Raw genomic sequence first — 24,162 nt, forward strand, 5'->3', positions numbered from 1 at the left:
GGCTGCGGCAGGATGGCAGTGCTAGATTTTTTTATTATCTTCAGCAAAACCTATTTTATGAAATTACCTGAAGGGTATCAACGTGTGATGCCATACCTAATAATCAAGCACGCAGAAGGATTTTTTGATTTCACCCGCAAAGTATTCGGCGCTACCGAAAAAATTCGCAGCTTCCATCAAGATGTTTTTAAACACGGAGAAATCCAGATTGGCGACTCTACCATCATGTTTGGAGAAGGTAATGCCGACTGGGGATACCAACCAGCCGGCATTTTTGTTTACGTAGATGATGCCGATGCTACCTTTAAAAAAGCAATTGAACATGGCTGCAAAGCCATTATGCCCATCGCCAATCAACCCTATGGCCGATCCGGCGGCATACAAGATCCCTACGGCAATACCTGGTGGATTACCTCTGTGATCGATCAATGATCACCCAGGGCAATACGAATACGGTTTAAAGCATTCATCAAGGCAATACCTGCCGTGATATCTACCACTTCCTGCCGACTAAAAAATTGCTCCAGTTGCTGCAACGTAGCAGGAGAAACAGTACCTATCGCTGTCACTTCTTCCGCCCATTGCAACACTAATCTTTCTTTGGCATGAAATCGCCCGGATAATTTCCATCCCGGCAATTCATCCAACAACTCCTGCGAAACACCCATCTGTCGCAGTTCCCCTGCATGATACCCACAACAAAACGCACATCCATTCAACTGTGATACCCGCAGCTCCGCCAAAGCCAACAAACGCTCCTCTCCTATATTCTTCCGAAACTGCTGATGCGCCTTATACAAATACCCTATTGCCTCCGGCGATATCGCTTTATAATCCATATACTTTGATTTACCCGCAAAGGTCATCTGCAAATACCTCCGGAAAATGGAAGATTTTGGTGAAATATCTGGATAATTTGGGGCGACGACAGCTTATCATTATGATTATTGTCATATCAGTATAGGAGAAACTATGGTACCTTTGCAAAGTGAACTAAAACAGCGGAACATGGACTTCAAAACCTACGAACATCAGTTCTATAACATCCTGCACGATCCTAATCCTGCAGCGCCATACGACAATCCTAACTACCTTAACTATACGAAGTTAAACTGGTCCAGGCACCAACGCTGGCTGAAAGTGGGCGTACTTAATGAAGCAATCATTACCGCCGCAAAAGCTATCTCATCAGTTCAACATTGGGTGATCATTACAGAACCATGGTGTGGAGATGCCGCGCATATTGTACCCTTCATTCAAATGATAGCCAATTTGAATCCACTGATACAAACAGACTACCAACTGCGGGACAGCCCTCCTAACCTGATTGAACAATACCTCACACATGGCACGAAGTCCATTCCCAAACTGATTATTCGTGACAGTGCCGACAAAGACCTCGCGGTCTGGGGTCCCCGACCAGCAGGTTGTCAACAGTTGTATGATCAGCTGAAACAAGAGAAAGCGGATTTCGAACAACAGAAAGTTGCCCTGCAACAATGGTACAATGATGATAAAGGGAAAAGCTTTCAGGCAGAATTATTACCACTCTTACTTGCATAAAACAGAACTTGCTATAAAGTAAAAAAGAAGGCTGTTATTTCAGCCTTCTTTTTTACTTTATAGTTTCTCTAAAAGTGCCCACACGCGGCATTTCTAGAAGGATCTTGTCAGATAAACCCCACAAAATTCCGGCGTAATGGCTGGTAATATAAAGGTGTGCAACGATTCCTTATGCTTTAAGTGCATCTTAATTTTATCGTACACCCAATAAGCGGTGGTAGTGGAGGCAATGCCAATGCCAGCTCCCGCACACACATCCCCTACCCAATGCTCATTCTTTGCCACCCTGATAATAGCTGTGGAAGTAGCAGCTGCGTATCCTGCCACAGTATACCATATCGACTGATCGCCATATTCCCTACGGAGAAACTCTGCGGATGCAAACGCAATAGCGGCATGCGTAGAGGGGAACGACTGATAATCTGTATTATCCGGCCGCAAAACATGTGTTGCTCCCTTTAACGGATATACGATGGCAGCTGTGAGTCCTGCTGAGGCGGCGTACAGCAATGCCTGCTCTGCAGGAGCATGTTTACCTCGTACTCCTGCCAGGTTCAATACTATTACCGCTGCCGCCGGTGAAAAGGCAGTGTAATTCTCCGGCTGAGCGAACATACCGGGCTCTTTCTTAGTGGTGTTTAACACTACGTCCTTATTGTTATTATCACGAACCCTGATAATGGTAGTTGCCGTTCCAATGCCGATCAATGCCGCCGGTAGTATATATGAGCGGAAAGTAATTTTACCAGGACTAAAAGTCGGCTGGCTGCGCTTTGGCGTAAACGCCATAGAATCCGTTTGGGCGAAAGTAGTGAGGTTTGTCAACAAGAGTATGGTGGCCAAAATGAGAGATGCAAGGCCTTTTAAGCGTTTTTCCAAATCAGATAGCTTTTTGATGGATGAAGAAATAAGGAGATTGGAACGCAATTTATCGAATTGCCGAGAATAAAAGACAAAGCTTTTACAGGAGAAGGGAATAGCTGACCGACTAATACTTTCATCATACCGCATGGGGATTCCCAAAAGTAAGAACAGACTTTTGGGAATCCCCATAGATTTATTTTTTACCTAATCGTTCCAGCAGTTGTTGTTTATACAAACTCAGTGGTTGCACTGGATGGTCATGCGATACATAGATCCCTTCCGGCAGCAATGGCGATTTATCAAAAGGGCGGGCTTCTTTTCGTTGTGCACCTATACAGCCAAACATCCAGTTCATAGCTCCTGGCGGTTGCTGGTTCAGGAAGGAGGTAGCGCTACTATTCCAAGCTACGGACCATCCAATAGACCAACCATGGCCGGAGCCCATTTCACCTCTGTTCATGAAATCAATACCGCCGCCAGGTACCTTACAATTATCTACCAGTAATCCTGTTGCCCATCGTTGATGCGGCTGTATCCAGCCACCACCTTCAAACAGGCAATCCATAATTACAATAGGGCCTGTTACTTTAGCCCCAGTGGCGATATAAAAAACATTGGCTCCTTTGATATAACAATTCTTTACCAACTGCTGTGGCCCATTGGTACTGATATCTGCCGGTTTGGCGGCCCCGATGGTTTTATCATCATGATAGATCGCGATGCTGTCCAGGGTAATTCTGCGGCCAGTAAGCGTGATACTGTTGATGGTGTTAAATACCTGGATGTTGGTAGCCCATGCATCGGTAATCCCCCCAATGAAAAATGCCTGGTGGTGGCGCTCATTGATAGTACCCGTTTGTGAAGGCGATACCATACGGAAGTTCATGATCCCACAATTGGAGAGCTCTCCGGTGGTGCTGATTTTTTCCACCATCGTGCCTGCCGGCGACGTATAGACAGCATCGTAGCTGTCTGTCAACGGTACATCCAATTGGAGCGTATTGCCTTTTACAGCGGTGATGATTCTGTCTGTAGTCAGTTCTCCACTGATCCAGGTTTGGGGCTTACCGTCTCTGACCAAATCGTCCATCCCCATGAATTTCACCCATTGCGGAGTAACGGGTTTGGTTATACGAACCGTGTCTCCCGATCTAAAACCTTGACCATTTTGCACCTGCAATTTCATGGCGCCGGCAGGAATATAAGCGTCTGTAACCAGCTGGCTAGGACCATTATTGGTATACGACGGCTTCCCTTTTATTACCACCGCCATATGTGGCGCGCCGCTTAATTGCAGCACAGTCCCGTTTTCTCCGCTACCGCTACCGGCCAACACTATGCCGCTGGCTTGTATCTGGATGGTTTGCTGACATTCGTAGTTACCGGGAGATAACAATACCTTTCCCCGGAAACCGTTCTTCAGGGGCATGGCAGCCACTTTATCAATGGCAGCCTGGATAGCGGCGCTATTATCGCCGGAAATGGGTTGTAAGGTAATAGTAGCCGGAATATCCGGAATGGCCACTCCGCCCCCTTTATAACCAGCATAAGAGAAATCAGGGATACGATCCCCCCGGGAGGAATAATCATATTTTAATTTCCCTTTAGCATCCAGGGATACCCATTGCTGCGCATGGGTGGATAATGGCAGCAGGAAGCCAATGCAGCAGCTGCGCAAAAGATTTTTCGTGAATCTATTTTTCATAACAGGAACAGTTCATCTACTGATATCTTCAAAGCTACTACGAACTGTTGAACGGATCTGTTCAATTCCTGATGATATTTTCGCCTGCATATTTAATGCAAAGTGGCTGCCGGTGTTGTTTGTGGGAGGTAAATCATATAATCAGCCTGTTCGGCAGGAACAATGTTCCAGCTATAATTCACCGCTTTATTCTGATGTACCCCAAGGATATTATGCCGATACCGTTTTTCAAATTCCGGCGAATGAAGGGATAACCAACCAGGTTCGTGATTGTTTTTAGTGATGTTATATTCCAAAGACCCAATTGGTATTGCCGGAAGCGCTGCCGTGAGTGCCTGTTGTGTGGCATAGTTCCAGGCATAGAAGTAATTTCCTGCTCCAATCAGCGACATCACCATTACATAATCGCTTCCGAAATATTGTTGCAGATACCCGCCAGCCATCCCTTGCAGCTTCATCAAATGGGCATTATGCGCAATTAAGACGGCCCGGATACTGGTGTCCTGCAACGCATTACGCAGGTTTACTGCCATGCAAGAATCGCGGAACCCTCCCTGTTCAAAGATATGTCGGCCATTAAAATCAGGTTTCCCTTGTCTGGAGCAAAGCTCCAGAAACTGCGCCACCTGATGCATCTTCAGCAGGGTGGCTTTATCTGTATGGGCGGTAGCTACCAGTTGCTGAAAATGATACTGTGCAGTATGCAGTGTTGCCGTATCTACCTTCATTCCCGACAGCATTTCCTCCGCTATCTCTCCAATATTTGTGACTGCTGCTACCATGGCAGGGCCCAGACTACTATCCCCGGCCAGTTCCGATATAGCAAGGAAAGGCAATTGCATATCCATGCCCATCACATGAATCGGTGATGGATGGGTCGCATTATAGTTTCTTATCCACTGGAGGAAGTCGAGAATTTCCTGGTTATTCATGTGCCAGCCGCATAGCTTCAGTAATGCGGCTATATTTTCGCTGCTGTCTCCGTTGACGTATTTATCGATATGCAAAGCCACGTCCACTCCTATTTCCAGGGTTACCGCATTGTATGCGCCTTTCGTCAATACCTGTTGGGCGATATTCGTATATGCATGGATGTTGCTGGCAGCGCCATGACAATATTCACCGATGGCCAGTATCCGGGGAATATGACCTGATAACATCGTATCTCCAAATGCTGCTGGCGTGAATGGTTGTAAGGACAGGCGACTGGCTGTCGCGGTAGCTATATATTGCTGATCCAGCCATTGGTGCAATGGTTTACCATTCATAGTGGCTGTCATGGAAGACAACCGCCATTCTCCGGGCCCATCTATCTGTAGGATGGGCGCAATATATACTGCATCTGAAGGAATGTTTCCTTGTATTATGAAAGTTTGCCAACCATTTGCAAATGAGGATACTGCTGATAGTCGCCCTACAATTGTTTCCGTTTTGTTCATGATAGCGCAACTCAACTGTACTTGCTGCATATGTTTTCCGCGGGCCTGTATGCGTAGAAATAGTTTGCCTCCGGCAGACACGGGCAAAGGCAGCTTCTGCAAGATCATTAATCCAGGCGATCTGGGCACGCTATCGGTAATGGTTATACGTAAAGTCTGTGCTAACTGTTTATCATAAACAGCATGATAACTACTGGCATAAGGACCGGCAAAATACAGGTTCTCCGGAACAGTATCTGTGGGATGAGCCGCAGCTAAGGAAAATACAGGCGCAGTAGCTTGCTGGGCGAAGATAGTAGTGCTACATAAGCAGTATAGGAAAGTTAACCATTTTTTCAGCATACGGATAATGATAATTGTTCACTTAACGTACCTTGATATACCTGTATTCCAGTTCAAGTTGTGTGCCAGGAAATACTTGCTTGGATGCCACTCTTGTATTGGGTAACAAAGTATAATTGACTGTAGAATTTACAATCGGCTTGTCGTCCTCTTGATATTGCAATCCAGTCACATAATGCATGGAACACAACCAGGGATATGTTTTATCATTGGCATCTGGATAGAGATCATTCAGTATTGCTTTTGAAAGCATTGGATTACCGACGATTACTGGGTAGAGGGGATTCAGCTCCATACCATATTGCAGGTTATACTCCCGCAGATAGGCTATAGTAGGTGAATTATCTACTTGTACCCACATGTTGAATGTATGCGCAATAAGATCGTCCTTGTTCCAGCTAGGCGCTACATAATGTAACATTCTTCCGTATAAAATGGGAAAGGTATCTTTCCTGCCTTCCAATGTCATTCGATAGTTCTCATCCAGTTTATAATGTGCCTCATCTGTACCTGATACCTCGCCCGTCTGCCCTCGGTATAGCGTGGAATAGATATCCAGCTTGCCCGGACTCCATTGCACCGTGTCTTTGCGGGTTTTTACGATATATCCTCCGATGTAATTATAATAAACGGCCGTGGATACATATCCCAGGTCATCATAAGTATAATCTGCATAATTCATAAAGCGGCGATAGAGCGCTACATATTCCCATTTACGGGCTACCTGCTTCTTATCATTGTACACCATGCTATCTTTTGCAATACCGTTCGCAGTAATATGCGTCACCAGGTATTGACCTGGATCTGGCAATGGAGGCCGGCCCTGTTTGGAACCGCCACCACCGGGAGTTGCAACATGGTCTTTACCACATTGCACAAACAAAATAACTACAACTAACATCAGAATAGCCACAGTGGCGTACCTTTTCACGCAATTCATAGCACTAATTTTACAAATAGTCACCAGCCTGCCAATGGGGTTAGCATCCATTGGCAAACACCTGCCAAGGTATTTAAATAAACGAGCCTTCTCCTCCAAAAGGTTGGGTGCATCTGACTAAATAAGCCAATTTATTTTGGTCGTTCTTATCAAGTATATTATTCCACCATCTGAAAAAACCAGATATCTTCCGGAAAAGATATCCAGCACCAGGTAGACTCATACGAGAAAATATCCAGTACCCGAATCAGGTGCTCATACTTGGCGCCCTTCCCAAAGTGGAAACGAATTCCCTGAATGGTATCATTTCTCCTGATAATCTGATGCATATACAATTGCGCAAAATCCAGCGAAATCTTATTCTGCACAGGATTGGAATCCAGTTCTATCGTGAGATACGCTCTTTTATAAGGCAACTGTATTCCCATTTCCTTATAAAAGGCACTAGCAGTATCCACAGAATGCCACTCCAGCTTCCGACTCTTTTGCACCGGTCGCATCCACCAAACCATTATACAAACCAAGATTAGCACATATACTATCTGTAAACATATTTCGCGGTATCGTTTCATTTGATCGATTGATGAATGATTCATTTCATTGTAATATTCAAGGGCAGTAGATAAACCAGGTATCCGCCGGATAAACCAAATAGCATTGCGCCCTCTCATAAACGAACATATCCAGCATCAGGATCAGATGCTCATATTTTGCTCCATTGCCGAAATGAAAATGAATGCCGTGGATCGTATCTTCCTTTGCAATGATCTGATGCATATACAACTGCGCAAAGTCAAAAGCAATCCGATTCTGCACCTCATTACTATCCAGTTCTATGGTTAGAAATTCTCTTTGGGGTAAAAGATGAAGCCCCGTTTTCTTGAAATATGCTAATGTATCAATTGTATACAATTGTCTCATCTTATTGACTCTAACCGGCATCATCCACCAGGCCATCATACAAACCAGGAACACTACAAATACAATCTGCAAACATATTTCACGGTATAACTTCATTTTTTTCTATATAGATTATAAGCAGAAGAAATTCCATACACAGACAAAGTAATTTTCCTACCTTCACTTCACCATATCCGTCACCATTGTATGAATACCGCTTCCACACCCGCAGCAAGATACATTCAACATCTGGATCAGATTTTCGGACAGGAACCCATGTTCTATCCCAACGATAGCCTGATTCCCGGATTACCCGGCGTTACCACTATCGTATACAAGGATATTCCGGAACCTGGTTTCATTACAGCTTTCACCTATGGCCTCTCCCTTGCAACACATCCTGCCTGGAAATATGGACATCCGGAACTCTGTATTACGGTGGAATCAGCACAATTGGAATGGGCCCATGTATTAGGATATGTGGCCAATAAACTGAGAGGAAAATGCCCGTTCACCTATGGCGAAACTATCCGTTTCGGAGAGAAAATCAGCCCGGATTCAGACATGGATGCCTTCTATATTTTTGCGCCCGCCATCCTGGATCGTACAGATTATACACAGCTAGACATCGGCACTCCTTACCCTATCCATATTTCTGCCTTATATCCCATGTATGAATCGGAACTGAGTACCTTTCATACGATCGGACTGGAACAATTCTGGAAGCATCCGGAGAATGATATCTTTAATGTGAACCGCACAAAAATTATAGTAGGATAGCCATGGAAAACATTACGCCAGTACAACCTTTTCAAGTAGATATCACCCATACTCCAACGGCTACGATTACACGATTTCAGACTACCAATGGCGTGACGCATCACGGTAACCTATCGATGGATGGACAATCCATCCTGGCCACCTACGTATATCATGCGGTATCTTATAAACTGACTTATCTTCGTCTTCATCCGGATGGGAATGTAACCGGCGTCTGGCAAGAACCGGATGGCATCCTCCCCACCTTGTTTCAGGACCCCAATGGTAAAATATTCGTTTCCATCATCCCCTACCATCCCGATAAGGAAATGGAAATCAGTATTCCCCTATTTGATCGGGAAGCTATCTCTCAGCCAAAGGGGAACAGACCCTTTTCCGGCCATTACATCGCCACGGTTCCAGATGCTGCTATCTTCTACTATCAGGATTCATTTTCGCCAGGCAAACCAGACAAAATGATGGCAGTGACCTTCCGGGATAATCAGGTCCATAAAAAAACAAATATTAAAATCCCGCTTCCCTCGCAGAATAAGTTATTTATTGAGGGCAACCATATACGGCTGCTGGCAAGAGAAGGCAAAACATGGCTCCTGCGCGAAATAAATACCAAAGGAGAAATTACCCACACTCAAACGATTCCTACAGATAATAGTTATGTTAGGGAGACATTGTTCCTCTCTCGCACACAAACCTCTTACCTGCTCACCAACAAAAAGGGCCTCTTGGAAATTATCACACTAGCCCCAGATGGAACTCATGTGAAAGATCCGCTGTTTGACCTGGAAGATGAATTGTATAACACCTGGAGCCCTGAACATATCCATGATAACATTTATATTACCCGATTCAATACAGGCGCAGGAAATGGCTGGATGATCACCCAAGAAAATAAATTATTGGAAATCTACTACAGTAAAGGAGTACAGGGATATAAAAATTTACTTACAGGCGAGGTAATTCCATTGCCATATGAAGACGTCATTCTTTCAGGGCTGAACAAAACCACAGCGGGTGGTTATGCGGTCATTTGCTATCCAAGAGTAGAACGGACAGCCACAAACAATACCTTATTGATCATTCACCGTACATTACAGTAACTCAAATATACTGCTGATACTCTTCCATCTTTTTGCGCAACCTGTTTTCCAGGTATGTATTCGCCCCCGCCAGCGCCTGCAGAATACTGTCTGCTTCATGGAGGTAGGCTTGTTTTTTTTCGGTAGACCAATGCGCAGGCGGACGCTGTAAATTGGTGATCCTGTCTGCCAGCTTCACCGCCCAAACCTCTTTCGGCTGCTGCTGAATACGGTGCAGACTATCTTCCATCTTTTGCGCTTTAGGCAGTTGATCATTTTTGGTTAACGCCTGTACAGCGGCCGTCACCCCCTCTCCAAACCTGGACTGCAGCTCCTGGGCCGAGGTCTGCGTGTCTTCCAAAATATCATGTAACAACGCTACCTGTACTGCAAAAGCAGTATCAAAGTGAGGAGAGAAATGCGCGGCTGTCAATATTTCCATCGCTACATTACTCAAATGTATTACATATGGTAAGTTAGTACCAGGAATTGTTTGCTGCAAAGCAGTATGCTTTTCAGCAGCAAACAATATCGTCTCTTGATAAACAGATTGAATATCCATCTTGTAATTATTTAAGGTATTCCGCAGGGTCAAAAGGTTCGAAATCACGCTCTGCAAAGGCTTCTGTAAGAATGCCGGCGGTGCATAGCCAGTCAATCGTTCCTCCCAGCGTATGCCCTGTGTGATAAATCATTTCCTCATGGCGAGGCAGGATATAATACTGGTGATTATACAGGATAATTTCATCGCCGTCAAATGTATCGCCCATAATGACCGATTCCAGCACCTGCTCTTTCGTGAGCACCGCTTTCCCCTCATCCCAGAACCAATATTGGGTAATACGCTCCTTCCATTCAGGGTACAATGCCTCTATTGTTTCCGGCAAATATACCCGCACATAAGTACCTCCCAAAATACCACAACCATAGCGGGTCACATATTCTTTGTAATCCTGATCAACTTTAATGTTGAATACCTCCTCCAGTTGTTCAACCGCCGCTGTAGTGGAAGGGAATAAATCAGTGCGCTGAGTATTGTAATTCGCAATAATATTAAACTTGGTAAAATCCATCTTCACTCGTTTTTCATGTTAAGATACGGATACGAATATACGCCGAACCACCCTATCGTATTGATATTAAAAATTTAGCTATATTATTTTCCGTAAAAAAATGATCAATGCTTAATTCCCCCCGCCGGGTATCTCTGTTCTGTTGGACTGTAGCGATGTTCATGGGATGTTTGTTGACCGCTTCCTCTGGAAACGCGCAGCAACGCAGACCAGACACCACCCTTGCCAACGTCGGCGATATCCCATTCGACAAAACCCTTGACGACAGCACATTTCACGTATGTGAACCAGGTAAGACTTTTCAATACTACAACGAAAAAGGCTACTACCTTCGGCACAAACCACTGATCACAAAATTCATACTTGATAAGTACAAATTCAATCCTGGCTTCGAAAATCAAAATGGATATATCACTATTCGTTTTGTCATTAACTGCGAAGGACATACCGGGCGCTTCCGCATCAAATGCATCGATGAACAGATGCATCCTGCTACCTTCCCGGATAGCATTACCCATCAGCTGCTGGAGGCTCTGAAGCAGTACAAAGACTGGCAACCCATGGAATACGAGCATCAAACCCACGACAGTTATCAATACATCACTTTTCATATCAGAAAAGGCAAAATCATTACTATCTCTCCATGATGAAAAGAATCTTAATCATTTGCTTGCTGCTGGGAACCGCCTTCAGCAGCTTTGCACAGCTCAGTGAAGCAGACTCCCTTCGGATAGAGGCCATCTATAAAAGAAGTATGCGCGAATATCAAGGTACCAAGATGAATATGCTGTACCTCGATAGCTGCGTACAACTGAACCCCAATATGGCAAAGGCCTGGAGAGATCTGGGAACGCCTTATCTAAAGCGGGGCGACTTCGCCACCTGGGCTTGGTACATCAACAAAGCAGTAGCCCTGGCCCCGAAAAAAATGCTGGTCAGCAGAGGATGGTGCCGGTATAAATTTATGCGCGATTGTGAAGGAGCACTGGCCGACCTTAAAGAGGTGATCCGCCTTACCGGAGATGGCACTGCCCACACCGGCGACGGTACCTATAATCTCTATGTGGTGATGGCCCTCTGTGAGCGCGGACTTGGACATCCGGAAGCAGCCTTGCAATATTTCAGTCTGGGTATCGACAGCGTGCGCAAATGGGACCCCAATCGCCCGCCCGACCTGTATGACTATGTGCATCGGGCAGCATTGAAAATTCAGCTGCAGGATTATAAAGGCGCCATGAACGATCTGGAGAAGGAAGAAAAAATCTATCCTGACCTGGCTGAAACCAGCTACTACAAAGGAATCATTCTATTAGCACAAAAAAAGACGGCCGCTGCTGTGCAACAGTTCAATGAGGCCGACAAACGACTAAAAACCGGCTTTCGCCTGAATGATGTATACTGTGAAATATTCGACAGTATATATCCCTGGGATGTAGCAGCACAACTAGCGGCTGTTCCGCATTAAACCAATTGGGGGTTCTGCATACAGGACCTTACCTTTGTGATATGGAACGGACTTGTAGTATTACCTGTAGCAACATCGCGTCTGCCCGGAAATATAGTACCCTGGAGAATTACAGTATTACCTTCTGTGAGGGTAACGGTAGTTTTTCCATCGATTTATTCGAAGGCAGTTTCTCCGGGCATGCAGTCATCTTCACGACTCCCTGGCAAGAAATTCACTTCAGCGATGATGCTACAGGTACGCTCAGATCGGTCTGGTTTCATGGCGATTACTATTGCATAGAACACCATAAAAAGGAAGTGGCCTGCAATGGCCTGCTCTTCAATAATATTTATCATCCGCCGTTTATACTGCCCAATACTGTGCGGCAACATGCGCTGTTACAGCTCACAGACCAACTGGAGGCAGAACTTCCACATCAGGACAATTATAGTCTCGCCGTATCCCGCAGTTATTTACAGTTGATCCTCGCGCTTTGCACCAGGATCATGGTGCAGGATATTCCTAGCGATCCTACTACACAAGCCTACCATCCTATTATGCAGTTCCGGGAATTATTGGAGGCTCATTTCCTGGCAAACAGAGCGCCCTCCTATTATGCAGAGAAATTAGGTATGACGCCCAATAATTTTTCAAAAAAAGTAAAAGAATACTTTTTGAAATCCCCTTCTGATCTGATCCAGGAAAGAGTGGTTTTGGAGGCCAAGAAATTAATTCATCTGACCTATAAAAGTATGAAGGAAATTGCGGCCACCCTGCATTTTGAAGACGAACATTATTTCAGCCGCTATTTTAAAAAATATACAGGCGTCTCCCCCTCCAAATTCAGGGAAACAGTGGGCGTTTCCGTGGTAGCACAAATGTCCATGTAAAGGCAGTATCCGTCTATGGACAACGGGCGGAATGCATGGTACTTTTGCTAAAAACAATCTCCTATGTTGAAGTTATTAGCAAACGTACAAGAATACTTTATTCATTTTCTGAGAATATCCATATTTGTAATTCTCGCCTGGATTGGCGCGTTGAAAGTATGCCACTATGAAGCAGATGGCATTGTTCCCTTTGTTGCAAATTCTCCGCTGATGAGTTTCTTCTATCATCATCCTGCTCCGGAATACAAGCAGTACATGAACCCTGAAGGAAAAGAAGTAAAGAAAAACCAGGAATGGCATGTCAGCAATGGTACTTATCCTTTTGCATATGGACTCGGCGCTGTAATCGTATTGATTGGCATATTGATACTGTCTGGTATCTGGTATCCTAAACCGGGACTGGTTGGAGGATTGTTAACCGCAGGTATGGCATTGATTACGCTATCTTTCTTCATCACCACCCCGGAAGTTTATGTGCCTGATCTGGGTGGCGACGGACCTACGCCTCATCATGGTTTTCCTTATTTGGCCGGACCAGGCAGAATGGTACTGAAAGACCTTATCATGATGGCAGGAGGATTAGTAGCTGCATCAGATTGTGCGAGAAGGCTATTAAAACGCTCCTAGTCAGTATGGCTGTCTCTGCGAAAAACAAACGCTCTCTCTGAATAAATATTATATTTATCAGATCGAAAAATCCCAGCAAATGAAGTTCAACATCTACCTGCTAACGCTACTTCTGACAGTAGTAACTGTAAAGTCCAGCTACGCCCAATCCTGCACTTGTGAAAGCAATTTTCAATGGCTCAAAAAAACGTTTGAAGATAACGATGCAGGCTTCAAATATGTGATAGACACTAAAGGCAGGGATGCTTATGAGGCACACAATCAAAAGATCCTTGCCCGCATAAAAGAAGCAAAGACCAAAGACGAATGTGTGGCGATCATGTCTGAATGGTTAAAATTCTTCCGGTCAGGCCACAGTTATGTACGCAGTTTAGTAACATCCGAGTCCACATCGGCAGCAACTCCAACTACAGACAATCCTCCAGCTCCGGCCAACTGGGAAACGGTTGCGATCCAACTTGATAATTTTAAAAAGCAAGTGGCTGCAAAAAAAGATCCTGGTTATGAAGGCCTCTGGCAATCGTCTCCCTACACCATGGCTGTTACCAAAAAAGGAGAGCAGTATGTAGGCGTGATTGTGGAGTCAGGCGCGCCAAGCTGGAAACCTGGCATGGTTAAATTCCGTATCATTCCTGGAAAAGACGCCACCAGGTCTGTTTTCTACATGCGTAATTTTTCTGCTGTGAATTCCAATAAAGTAGAGGTTATAGGTCGAAATAGTATGAAACTGGGGAATTATTTTCTGAAAAGAGTTTATCCGGACAATTTGCCCGATGATCCATCCATCAAAGAATATTTTGCTAGTATGTCCGCAGAGGCACCATTTCTGGTAAAACGCAATGACAATACATTTTACCTGCGCGTCCCTTCATTTAACCAGTCGTACCGCGAAATGCTGGATAGCATTCTAACGGCCAACAAAGCGGAACTGATTAAAACTAAAAACCTGATCATTGATATTCGCAACAATGGCGGCGGCAGCGACGCTACTTACAGTTCGATTATTCCATTCCTCTATACCAATCCTATCCGTGGCGTTGGAGTGGAATATTATTCTACCAAAACGAATAATCAGCGGATGCTGGATTTCATCAATAATCCGGAATATAACTTTAATGAAAAGGAGAAAGCCTGGGCGAAGACTTCCTACGAAAAGCTGGAACAGCATCTGGGAGAATTTGTGAATCTTAACGACCGGATCGTGGGCATCGATACGTTACCTAACGTATATGCCTATCCGCAGAATGTGGCGATCATTATTAATGAAGGCAATGGTAGTACAGCAGAGCAATTCCTGCTGGAAGCAAAGCAGAGCAAGAAAGTAAAACTTTACGGCGTCACCACTTATGGCGTACTGGATATCTCCAACATGTACATGCTGAATTCCCCATGCAAGGATATACAACTGGGATATGCACTGTCGCGCAGTTTGCGTATACCCGATTTTACCATCGATTCCAAGGGACTACAGCCGGATTATTTTATCGACAAAAGTATTCCGTCACATGAGTGGGTGAATTTTGTAAATACAATATTGAATGATTAAAATCAAAAGGATACGTTTAAATGAAGTGAACCCAAAAGTGTCTAAACTTTTGGGTTCACTTCACTTGCGACAATTCCATTGATTTTTCGCCAAGCAGATAATCCCTTAACTTTATCTGGCGTAAATTTTCAATATTCATGAAGCAACCTATTACAGATACTACCGCCATATATAAAGGAATTTTTGATATCGTGAGATGCGTGCCTAAGGGTCGTGTGACCACCTACGGAGCCGTAGCCAAGGCCATGGGCCTGAAATCCGGCGCCCGCATGGTAGGCAGGGCAATGGGATTTGTAGGCGGAGAAAAGCCGCCGGTGCCTGTACAGCGTGTCGTGAACAGTTCCGGGCATTTGAGTGGGGATAATGGTACCCGACAGAAAAAACTGGAAGCGGAAGGCATCCAGGTGAAAAACGGAAAAATCGTGGACTTTAAAAAGTTGTTCTGGGACCCGGTAAACGAAATCGAACTGTAAATATTTATTTGTTTGTTGTATCGGCGGTTTCCTGGAGTACGTTCAATATCAGATCTGTTATATCAAACCTTGGAAAATCGCCGGTATTATTCAATAAAATGACGAGGTTCCCCTCCGCTGGCTGACGGGCCAACATACTATAAAAACCCAGGTCTGTTCCTCCATGATACTGCACCGTATGACCTGTTAAAGAAACTTTGAATAATCGCTGATCAGTCATCCACCCATAATCATACCATGCATTCCAATCGGTATACTCCGCCCTCGGCTTGAACATTGCGGCCATCTGCTGCTCGTCCAGGAACCGGTTATCCGATAATGCCTGATGCCATCGGCATAAATCTGCTGTTGTAGCAACAATATTTCCCGCCCCCATCAGATTGGCGCCAGGGTATGCAGGTTCCGGCTTACCATACAAATAACCTGTGGCTAGTTTTTGTCCGGTGAACGTATCGATACTTACATAAGAATCCTGCATGCCTGCGGGTACGAATATCCTTTCCTTTAACAACTTGGGGAATGGCATTCCACTGATCTTTTCTGCCAGCAACGCTAATACTATATATCCGGAATTACTATATTGGAATTGCGTTCCAGGCTCAAATTCCAGGGAATCGCTACAATATTTCCTCACTACCTCATCGAGCGACAATGCTTTTTGAAATATAGCAGAAAGGGATGTCGCATTCGTTGTGAAATTAGGTATCCCCGACTGATGCGTTAGTAATTGTTCAATCGTAATGCCTCCATGTGGGTAATCAGGTAAATATTGACCAATAGTATCCTTCACAGATAACTTACCTTCCTTTTCCAGTTGCAATATTAGTATCGCTGTGAAAGGTTTAGAAAGGGAGCCGATACGATATTGGGTATTGGCATCCGCAGCGAGTTGTTTGGATGAATCAGCAAAGCCATAGCTTTTTGACAACAGGATACCCGCTTTTGTTTTAATGAGGGCACTGCCATTGAATTGCTTTTCCCTATTATAAAAAGTAAGAATGGAATCGATCTTCTCCGCCGGGGATTGGGGAAGCCGCTGCCAATTTTTCTCTAATCGGCGTTTCAAATGGATACTCTCATTCCTCGCCTTCAGTAAACTAGCAATGGCTTCTGCATCCACCTCAGGAAGAATGATGGTATGCTTTCGCCAGAAGGCTGGCTCCTGGGGCGTGTTCTGAAATTCTATGATCTTGTTGCGGCCTACGAAACGAGCTTCCACAGAGGGCTTATCTGTAGTAGTATCCACCTGGGTAATGATATAATCGACCTTACTATTGGTATTGAAACGATAATGATTTCGGTTACTGTATAGCTGTAAGCCGGTATTACTTACTACGTTGGATAAAGTCCATCGCTCCCCAATTTTCCTGTAAATGACCTTGGCTCCATCATGGCGTATACGGATATGGATATCGAAGATGTTCATTAATGCTTTGGTGGCAAGGTCTCCGTAACTGTTATAGGGCAAGCCTTTGGGACTCAATTCGTAATCCGTTTCCAAAAATACGAGATGAGTGGTATCCAGGAAAAGCCGACCCCGATACAGGGATTTTTTTAATGCAGCTCTCTGATCGAATTGTATTTCAAATGCAGGTATACCATTATAATCTACTACCCCCTTTACATAAAACCGATGCTGCTTTAGTCCTTCTTCACTGAATACCGGATGGCGAGTAATAGTTTTCACCACGTCGAAATCAAACAGGGTAACAGGTTTCAGGCCCAAATCCAGTCCATGTGCGCCCTTTTCATCCATGATATGCCTTTGTTGAAGGAGGTATAGGTCATTGCCGGCATCATTCGTATATCCTTTACTGCAAATATCAAACACTGCTTCCGACAGCTGCATATAATCCCGATCTTTAATGGTGGTATTACGATAAAACCCTCTCGCCCTGTAAGGCTGCACCAAATAATTATCTGGTATCCTATCAATAGCGGCCCGGATTAATTTCAAGGCATCCCTGGCCGTAACCGTTACTGTCCCTAATTCCAGCTTCCCTGGATATAGCAGGATAGGTTCTCCAGCATGTTTTAACTGTGCGGCTACCGATACGCGGCCCCCCTGGTAACCCAGGCAGGAAATACTCAAGCTATCTGGTAATGCCGATACAAGGATATTTAGACGAAAATTTCCGGTACTATTGGATACAGTACCTCTTTGCCGAATAGTAATGTTGGCGCCGGGAATAGGTTCATGCGTCTGCGCATCCAGCACTTTACCAGTCACCGCAGTATCTGATTGCGCCTGCACGGCTACATTCCAGCAGCCAATCACACCAAAGAATATACGTAGTAAAAATCGGGTCATGAAGAGGGCTTATTTGAAAGGCGGAAGGTATTAGATCATATGTTAAAGGATTTGTTAGAAGTTGTTAATGGTTATCATGATGCTTCTGACAAGAGAAAATTTTAGCAGATCATTAATAGATGCAAATAACTACAAAGCATACCACTTCCTCTATTTACCATTATCTATTCCCATTTTTCATATACCCATCGCCGTTAAGACAAAAACACATCTTCATAACTAATTAAATAACAATAACTTATAAAATATTTCAAAACTTTTTTCATCTGCGCAGAAAGACTGCGCAGATGCTGGGCCATCTTTGTAATGTCAACAGCGACAAACACGATCTTTACATAAAAACATTTTACCGGTCAATTGTTAGATACTACTTATTCATTCTTTAAATGACATCTTGCAAGATTATCGGTAAATCACCAGCAGGTCAACTATCACTTACTTCACATCTATGGTAACAGTGGTAAAATTATCTGCTTAAACTTTAAATATATGTATACAGCATTACAGAAAATCGGCATCCGCTTCAACGCGATTTATTTACCAGAAGCAATTGCATTCCCATCAAAGGAAATGACGCCTGTATCTGCTAATTTCATTAAAAATATACGTCGGCTGGGATATGTAGTAAAAGAAGACTTATTACACCAGCTGAATGAATTGCCTGAACATACGCTGCAGGCTATTTACGAGGCTTTTGCGGAAGTACTGCAAGTAAAAAATAACTGGGCGCCCTTAGTGAGCAACTGGGATAAATCTACGGAAGAGAAGGGAAGTCGCCTCGGTACTTTCTTTCAATTTACTTCGGGTACCTTACTGGATTGCGGACATAGCATTCCTGATAAAACGTTCCCGTTGAATAGTTACAATGGGTGCCCATTCTGTGGTATGCCGTTTATCCTCAGCAATGAAATCCTTACCGGACAAGGCTCTAAAAAGAAAGAATTATCATTATGGACCAATACGCACGTGCAGGAACTTTACAGCAATTTGTTACAGTCCAAAACAGCCCTGGATGCCACTCAGGTAGATACGCTCAAGACCTTGCTGCAAATCTTTGATCTGCCAGCGGTGACTATTACCATGAAGGAAACCCAGATGCTGGTGACCGATACCTTGGTAGAAAACGGAAAAGCTGCCATAGCAAGTACTTTGATGTCTTCTCCTGTGGATATCATGCGCTACCTCTGGTATAAACATACCGGGTTTCTGCAAATCATTGCGCCATCCGTGCTGATCAAAAGACATGCAAAGAATCAGCGACATATGTTGCCAGTGTTGAATCAATCCGCCGCAATGGCTATTCTGTCGAGGGAATCGCTGAAGTTGAAATACAACAGAAGCACGTCCAAAATGATAGCTACCTGGCTGAATAATTTGCCTATGTCGGCTGAAGCGGCAGCGGAATTGATGCACCCTAAACGCGGTATGTGGGTACGGTTCATTCGTGCACTGCGACTCCCAGAGTACAGCCATAAGCCAGGAATGGGGCCATTGGCCAGATTACTGGATGTCTTCTATAACGAAAAATATACCGTATATGCGGCACAGTTAGAGCAGTCCAGATTAAAATTCGATTTAGACAAAACGTTTGCATTGTTGAAACAGCGCCCCGGATTATTCGCCCGCTCTCTGTTTGCCAATATGGTATGGTTCGGTCATGAGATCACGCTGGCGCAATTCAAAGAAATTGAGGGTCAGATCCCTGCGCGATTACTGATAACGCTTGCCAGCTATGCTACGAATTACTTCGATGCCGACAATGATCGTATCGTGAAACCGCTGGGAGGAACAGATAAATTGATTAAAGCGAATAAATACCTGGCCTTGTATGATCAGGAACAGTTGCAATTAATGGCAGACGAGGTCACCAATTGCTGCCTGGATATGCTGACTGTACGATTCACTAAGGCGCAAAATGGTAACAAAACGGTCTTCATTGATCCGTCTTTGTACACAATGCCACTGCCTGTTGGCGACAGAGCCACTTCTGTGCAGGACCTGCCCGCAGCCCTGATGGGAACACGTTTCCCAGTGGAAGGAGATACCGTTCGTTTGTTCATGCAGTGGGGCGTTGGCTTACCACAGCAGCACCTGGACATGGACCTGAGCTGTCAGATCATTTATGATGATACCAAACAGTTCTGTAGTTACTTTCAGCTGGATGCCATCGGCGCCAAGCATAGTGGGGATATTCGTTCTATTCCGAATAAAACAGGAACTGCCGAATATATTGAACTGGACCTGGCACAATTACAAAAGGCGAATGCCCGTTATGTGGCGTTCACTTGTAACGCTTATTCTAATGGCGCCATCACTCCTAACCTTGTGTTGGGATGGATGAACAGTCAACATAAAATGAAAGTAAATGCAAGAACAGGCGTAGCCTATGATCCATCCTGTGTGCAACATCGGGTACGCGTTACGCAAAACCTGAACAAAGGATTATTATTTGGCGTATTGAATGTAGCTGCGCGTGAAATCATCTGGCTGGAAATGGCTTTCGATGGACAAACAACCATGTCGCTGGATTTGCAGGGCCTGGAAAGAATGATCGCGAAACTGAATGCAAAAATCAGTATCGGTACATTACTGGATTTGAAAGTCCGGGCACAAAACCTGGTACCAACAAATGATCCGAACCTTGCTGATGAATCCTACACCGCCCAATGGGCCATGGATACAGCAAAAGTAACCCAATTGTTAATTGATTAACTTCAAAGAAATGGAAACAAAAGCAATGAGAATAAATGGCGACGACTTAATAGCAATAGGATATATTCCCAGCCCGGCATTAGGCGTAGCTTTGCGAATAAACCAAAAACGTCATGGTTTGAACCGTAACGAAATGATGACCTTTTATGCCGCAGTGTTGCAAGACCCTACTGCTTACCTGGATCATAAAATTTTCGCTAAACTGGCGAAATCCCTGATAGAAGATGCGGAAGAACGCGCATTGAACAACACCATTCCGTTAAAGAAAAAAGCGGAGCCTTACGCTATTTACGGAAAAGAGCAGATTGAAGCTGGCGCATTAAAGCAGATGAATATCGCGATGCAATTGCCGGTAACTGTGGCAGGCGCTTTGATGCCGGATGCGCATCAGGGTTACGGACTGCCCATTGGCGGCGTACTGGCTACGAAAAATGCGATTATCCCTTATGGCGTAGGCGTGGATATTGGGTGTAGAATGGCATTGACCGTATTTGATATTCCTGTCGCTCATTTCGAGCAAAACAAGGAACTGTACAAAGATGTCATCATGAACAACTCTGTATTCGGCGCAGGCCATGGATTCAGATTATTGGACAGAACAGACCACGCCGTATTGGAAAATAAACTGTTCCAGGAGAATGCCTTCATTGCAGACCTGAAAGATAAAGCATGGCAGCAGTTGGGAAGTTCCGGAGGTGGAAACCACTTCGTGGAATTCGGGATATTGGAATTCGCCGAAAACGATGCTCCATTGGGTATTGCCAAAGGCGCCTACCTCGCATTACTGACACATTCCGGTTCCCGAGGCTTTGGCGCCACTATTGCCGGTCACTATACGCAGTTGGCCAAAAATATTTGTAAGCTGCCATATGAAGCCAGCAACTTGGCTTACCTGGACCTGAATACACAGGAAGGGAATGATTACTGGCTGGCCATGAATCTGGCGGGCGACTATGCCTCGGCATGTCATGAGGTGATACACCAAAAAATCACTGTTGCCTTAGGCGCACAGGTATTGGCACGGGTGGAGAACCACCATAACTTCGCCTGGAAAGAACAACTGAATGGCGAAGAGGTGATTGTACACCGTAAAGGAGCCACTCCTGCTGGGAAAGGCGTGATGGGGATTATTCCGGGATCTATGACAGCAGCAGGTTTCCTGGTACGTGGTAACGGCGCTACGGCTGCCATAAACTCTGCCTCACATGGTGCAGGCCGACAAATGAGTAGAACACAGGCGACGAAATCCATTGATACCAAAGGGTTTCAGGCATTGCTGGATAAAGCAGACGTGACTTTGCTGGGCGGAGGCCGAGATGAAGCGCCCATCGCTTATAAAGATATCTTCGCCGTAATGCAGGCACAAACTGATCTGGTAGACATCGTTGCGCAGTTTTCACCTAAAATGGTGCGAATGGCAGATGATGGAAGTAGAGAAGATTAAACAAATATCCCACCTGGTAGGTGGGATATTTGTTTTTATAGTTATTTCGGGAGATGCGTACTAATCCAGTCAACAGCGTTTCACAACGCATCAGTCAGGATTGGATGAATGCCAGCAAGTCTTCGTTAATTGTTTCAGCTTCCGTAGTAGGCATGCCATGAGGGAAGCCTGGATAGGAAATCAATTTTCCATTCTTTAGCAGTTTTACTGCTTTTTGTCCGGTAATAGGAAATGGAACAATTTGGTCATCTTCTCCATGCAGCACCAATACAGGCATTTCCACACTTTTTAAATCTCCTGTGAAATCCGTTTCAGAGAAGGCTTTGATACAGTCATAATGGGCTTTCACAGCACCCATCATTCCTTGTCTCCACCAATTATCTCTTACCCCCTGGGATACTTTTGCACCATCGCGGTTGTAGCCATAAAAAGGAATCGTAAAATCCTGGAAGTACTGGGAGCGATTATAGGCGGTTCCTTTACGAATATCATCAAATATCGACATGGGTACGCCATCCGGATTGGAAGGACTCTGTACCATTATGGGTGTCACAGCACTAATTAACACCGCCTTGGCTACTCTGCCTTTGCCATATTTGGCGGCGTAACGGATTACTTCTCCACCACCTGTAGAATGTCCTATATGCACTGCGTCTTTCAAATCCAATGCCGCTGTCAGTTCAGCTACATCTGCGGCGTAGGTATCCATATCATGACCGGAAGCCGTTTGACTGGATCTGCCATGTCCCCGTCTGTCGTGCGCAATAACTCTGTAGCCTTGCTGGAGGAAGAAGGACATTTGTGCATCCCAGTCGTCGCTGGATAAGGGCCAGCCATGATGAAAGAATAACGGTTTACCGGTACCCCAGTCTTTATAATAGATTTCGGTACCATCCTTTAGTTTGATTGTGCTCATTTTCCAGGAGTTTATGTGTGAATGAAGCGAAAATAAACGACCGCACTTTCGCCATTTAGCAGTGTGCGTTCATGGGATCATTTTAACACGCCATCTGTTGATCTTGTTCATTCACCGGAAAACAGGCATACAGACTGGATTATGGCCATTGGTGTCCGGTGATTTGCTCACTTAGCACCCATAATGATCTTGCTTTTTCAGTATCCAGTGCGAATGCACGCACGCCATAGGGCGCAGGGGAATCATCCGGTAGCAATTCCGCTATATTGCAGTCCTCACAATAGACGCCACCCATATCCTCCAGTTGTTCGCTGAGGGCACACCAAACAGCGGTAGCGGCGCCTTGTTCCGGCGTCTTGAACTGTTTCACCTGATCCGACCATGCTTTCACTTCTGCAGCCGACATATAGCGAAAGATATCTGTTTGAATCGCGCCGGGATGGACCGCAAAAGCGCTGATGCCAAAAGGATTGCCGAGCCGGTTCAGTTCAACGGCAAATAGAATATTCGCAGTTTTCGACTGACCGTAGGCTTTCATGGTATCGAATCCTTGTCTCTCAAAATTCAAATCATCCAATTGCACATCCATGCGGCGATGTCCAACGGATGAAAGTACAATCACTCTTGCTTTCCCTGCTTTCTTCAAGGCCGGCCATAGGAGGCCTGTCAACTGGAAATGTCCGAGATGATTAACGCCGAACTGGATTTCATAACCGCGTTTATCTGTTAGAAACTGAGGTGGCCGGAAAATGCCGGCGTTATTGAAGAGCAGGTGTAACGTATCCTGTTCGAGGAAGAACTGTTCTGCGAAACTATCTACGGAAGCTGGATCGGCCAGGTCGAGGGGAATGAAGGATACATTCGGGAGCGCGGATAATTTATCTTGTACTTTGGAGATATCCCTTGCGCCAACGATTACTTTAGCGCCAATACCCGCCAATGTTTTAACGGTTTCAAAGCCGATACCGGAATTACCGCCGGTAACAACGACCGTTTTCCCATGAAGGTCATGTTCTGCAGCTATTTCGGTAGTGGTACTATGGGCATTGAATGGGGAAGAAATGGGGGCTTGCATAGTTTTCATATGGAAGCAAAGTTAAGGTGTGTCTATCTA

Annotated in this window: 24 protein-coding genes; 12 read left to right on the forward strand and 12 right to left on the reverse strand. The window is 44.9% G+C overall.

The window, feature by feature from the left end; translation table 11 throughout:
- Positions 1-57 precede the first annotated feature (57 nt).
- A complete protein-coding gene (locus CLV59_RS23115; protein ID WP_111594549.1) occupies positions 58-432 on the forward strand; it encodes a VOC family protein in 375 nt (124 codons plus the stop codon).
- Here the strand turns inward: CLV59_RS23115 and CLV59_RS23120 are convergent.
- Positions 426-839, reverse strand: coding sequence for a carboxymuconolactone decarboxylase family protein (locus tag CLV59_RS23120; protein ID WP_111594550.1), 414 nt, complete (start codon positions 837-839; stop codon positions 426-428). The genes CLV59_RS23115 and CLV59_RS23120 overlap by 7 nt on opposite strands.
- A gap of 169 nt (positions 840-1,008) precedes the next feature.
- On the opposite strand from CLV59_RS23120, the gene CLV59_RS23125 reads away from it, so the two are divergent.
- The gene (locus tag CLV59_RS23125) at positions 1,009-1,563 is read left to right on the forward strand and encodes a thioredoxin family protein (RefSeq protein ID WP_111594444.1); all 555 of its coding nucleotides are present in this window, start codon (positions 1,009-1,011) and stop codon (positions 1,561-1,563) included.
- A gap of 93 nt (positions 1,564-1,656) precedes the next feature.
- Here the strand turns inward: CLV59_RS23125 and CLV59_RS23130 are convergent, their stop codons facing one another.
- From CLV59_RS23130 to CLV59_RS23155, 6 genes are all read right to left on the reverse strand, one after another.
- The gene (locus CLV59_RS23130) at positions 1,657-2,442 is read right to left on the reverse strand and encodes a phosphatase PAP2 family protein (RefSeq protein ID WP_245950937.1); all 786 of its coding nucleotides are present in this window, start codon (positions 2,440-2,442) and stop codon (positions 1,657-1,659) included.
- Positions 2,443-2,620: 178 nt separating this feature from the next.
- A complete protein-coding gene (locus CLV59_RS23135; RefSeq protein WP_111594445.1) occupies positions 2,621-4,132 on the reverse strand; it encodes a hypothetical protein in 1,512 nt (503 codons plus the stop codon).
- Between the two features lie 92 nt (positions 4,133-4,224).
- Entirely contained in the window at positions 4,225-5,913 is a 1,689-nt protein-coding gene (locus CLV59_RS23140; protein WP_111594446.1) for an erythromycin esterase family protein, read from the reverse strand.
- Positions 5,914-5,935: 22 nt separating this feature from the next.
- Positions 5,936-6,853, reverse strand: a complete 918-nt coding sequence (locus CLV59_RS23145) for a hypothetical protein (RefSeq protein ID WP_146616285.1) — start codon at positions 6,851-6,853, stop codon at positions 5,936-5,938.
- Between the two features lie 158 nt (positions 6,854-7,011).
- Entirely contained in the window at positions 7,012-7,353 is a 342-nt protein-coding gene (locus CLV59_RS23150) for a hypothetical protein (RefSeq protein ID WP_111594448.1), read from the reverse strand.
- A gap of 109 nt (positions 7,354-7,462) precedes the next feature.
- Complete coding sequence (locus tag CLV59_RS23155; protein ID WP_111594449.1) at positions 7,463-7,870, reverse strand: hypothetical protein; 408 nt, start codon at positions 7,868-7,870, stop codon at positions 7,463-7,465.
- Between the two features lie 90 nt (positions 7,871-7,960).
- Between CLV59_RS23155 and CLV59_RS23160 the strand changes: the two genes are divergently transcribed.
- Together CLV59_RS23160 and CLV59_RS23165 are read left to right on the forward strand one after the other, a co-directional pair.
- On the forward strand, positions 7,961-8,533 hold the full coding sequence (locus CLV59_RS23160; RefSeq protein WP_111594450.1) for a suppressor of fused domain protein: 573 nt from the start codon (positions 7,961-7,963) through the stop codon (positions 8,531-8,533).
- A gap of 2 nt (positions 8,534-8,535) precedes the next feature.
- A complete protein-coding gene (locus tag CLV59_RS23165; protein ID WP_111594451.1) occupies positions 8,536-9,630 on the forward strand; it encodes a hypothetical protein in 1,095 nt (364 codons plus the stop codon).
- 1 nt (position 9,631) lies between these two features.
- Here the strand turns inward: CLV59_RS23165 and CLV59_RS23170 are convergent, their stop codons facing one another.
- Positions 9,632-10,171 (reverse strand): HD domain-containing protein, encoded by a 540-nt coding sequence (locus CLV59_RS23170; protein WP_111594452.1) that lies wholly within the window; start codon positions 10,169-10,171, stop codon positions 9,632-9,634.
- Positions 10,172-10,178: 7 nt separating this feature from the next.
- On the reverse strand, positions 10,179-10,682 hold the full coding sequence (locus CLV59_RS23175; protein WP_111594453.1) for an SMI1/KNR4 family protein: 504 nt from the start codon (positions 10,680-10,682) through the stop codon (positions 10,179-10,181).
- A gap of 107 nt (positions 10,683-10,789) precedes the next feature.
- On the opposite strand from CLV59_RS23175, the gene CLV59_RS23180 reads away from it, so the two are divergent.
- From CLV59_RS23180 to CLV59_RS23205, 6 genes are all read left to right on the forward strand, one after another.
- Positions 10,790-11,329: a hypothetical protein gene (locus CLV59_RS23180; protein ID WP_111594454.1), complete on the forward strand. Its 540-nt coding sequence runs from the start codon at positions 10,790-10,792 to the stop codon at positions 11,327-11,329.
- Positions 11,326-12,147 (forward strand): tetratricopeptide repeat protein, encoded by an 822-nt coding sequence (locus CLV59_RS23185; RefSeq protein ID WP_111594455.1) that lies wholly within the window; start codon positions 11,326-11,328, stop codon positions 12,145-12,147. The genes CLV59_RS23180 and CLV59_RS23185 overlap by 4 nt, the downstream gene beginning before the upstream one ends.
- 41 nt (positions 12,148-12,188) lie before the next feature.
- Positions 12,189-13,019: a helix-turn-helix domain-containing protein gene (locus CLV59_RS23190; protein ID WP_111594456.1), complete on the forward strand. Its 831-nt coding sequence runs from the start codon at positions 12,189-12,191 to the stop codon at positions 13,017-13,019.
- Positions 13,020-13,082: 63 nt separating this feature from the next.
- Positions 13,083-13,646 carry a DUF417 family protein gene (locus tag CLV59_RS23195; protein ID WP_111594457.1) on the forward strand — a complete coding sequence of 188 codons (564 nt, stop codon included), beginning with the start codon at positions 13,083-13,085 and terminating at the stop codon, positions 13,644-13,646.
- 79 nt (positions 13,647-13,725) lie between these two features.
- Entirely contained in the window at positions 13,726-15,192 is a 1,467-nt protein-coding gene (locus CLV59_RS23200) for a S41 family peptidase (protein ID WP_211324019.1), read from the forward strand.
- A gap of 137 nt (positions 15,193-15,329) precedes the next feature.
- Complete coding sequence (locus CLV59_RS23205) at positions 15,330-15,665, forward strand: MGMT family protein (protein ID WP_111594458.1); 336 nt, start codon at positions 15,330-15,332, stop codon at positions 15,663-15,665.
- Between the two features lie 4 nt (positions 15,666-15,669).
- Here CLV59_RS23205 and CLV59_RS23210 read toward each other — a convergent pair whose 3' ends face one another.
- Positions 15,670-17,976 (reverse strand): serine hydrolase, encoded by a 2,307-nt coding sequence (locus tag CLV59_RS23210; protein WP_111594459.1) that lies wholly within the window; start codon positions 17,974-17,976, stop codon positions 15,670-15,672.
- 489 nt (positions 17,977-18,465) lie between these two features.
- Here CLV59_RS23210 and CLV59_RS23215 point away from each other — a divergent pair, with 489 nt between their 5' ends.
- Both CLV59_RS23215 and CLV59_RS23220 read left to right on the forward strand, forming a co-directional pair.
- Positions 18,466-20,688, forward strand: coding sequence for a TerD family protein (locus CLV59_RS23215; RefSeq protein WP_111594460.1), 2,223 nt, complete (start codon positions 18,466-18,468; stop codon positions 20,686-20,688).
- Positions 20,689-20,698: 10 nt separating this feature from the next.
- Positions 20,699-22,132, forward strand: coding sequence for an RtcB family protein (locus tag CLV59_RS23220; RefSeq protein WP_245950938.1), 1,434 nt, complete (start codon positions 20,699-20,701; stop codon positions 22,130-22,132).
- 94 nt (positions 22,133-22,226) lie between these two features.
- Here CLV59_RS23220 and CLV59_RS23225 read toward each other — a convergent pair whose 3' ends face one another.
- Together CLV59_RS23225 and CLV59_RS23230 are read right to left on the reverse strand one after the other, a co-directional pair.
- Positions 22,227-23,048: an alpha/beta fold hydrolase gene (locus tag CLV59_RS23225; protein ID WP_111594461.1), complete on the reverse strand. Its 822-nt coding sequence runs from the start codon at positions 23,046-23,048 to the stop codon at positions 22,227-22,229.
- Between the two features lie 139 nt (positions 23,049-23,187).
- Positions 23,188-24,132, reverse strand: a complete 945-nt coding sequence (locus tag CLV59_RS23230) for an SDR family NAD(P)-dependent oxidoreductase (protein WP_111594462.1) — start codon at positions 24,130-24,132, stop codon at positions 23,188-23,190.
- Positions 24,133-24,162: the final 30 nt, after the last annotated feature.

This window comes from Chitinophaga dinghuensis (assembly GCF_003259435.1).
In the GTDB taxonomy this organism is placed as follows: domain Bacteria; phylum Bacteroidota; class Bacteroidia; order Chitinophagales; family Chitinophagaceae; genus Chitinophaga; species Chitinophaga dinghuensis.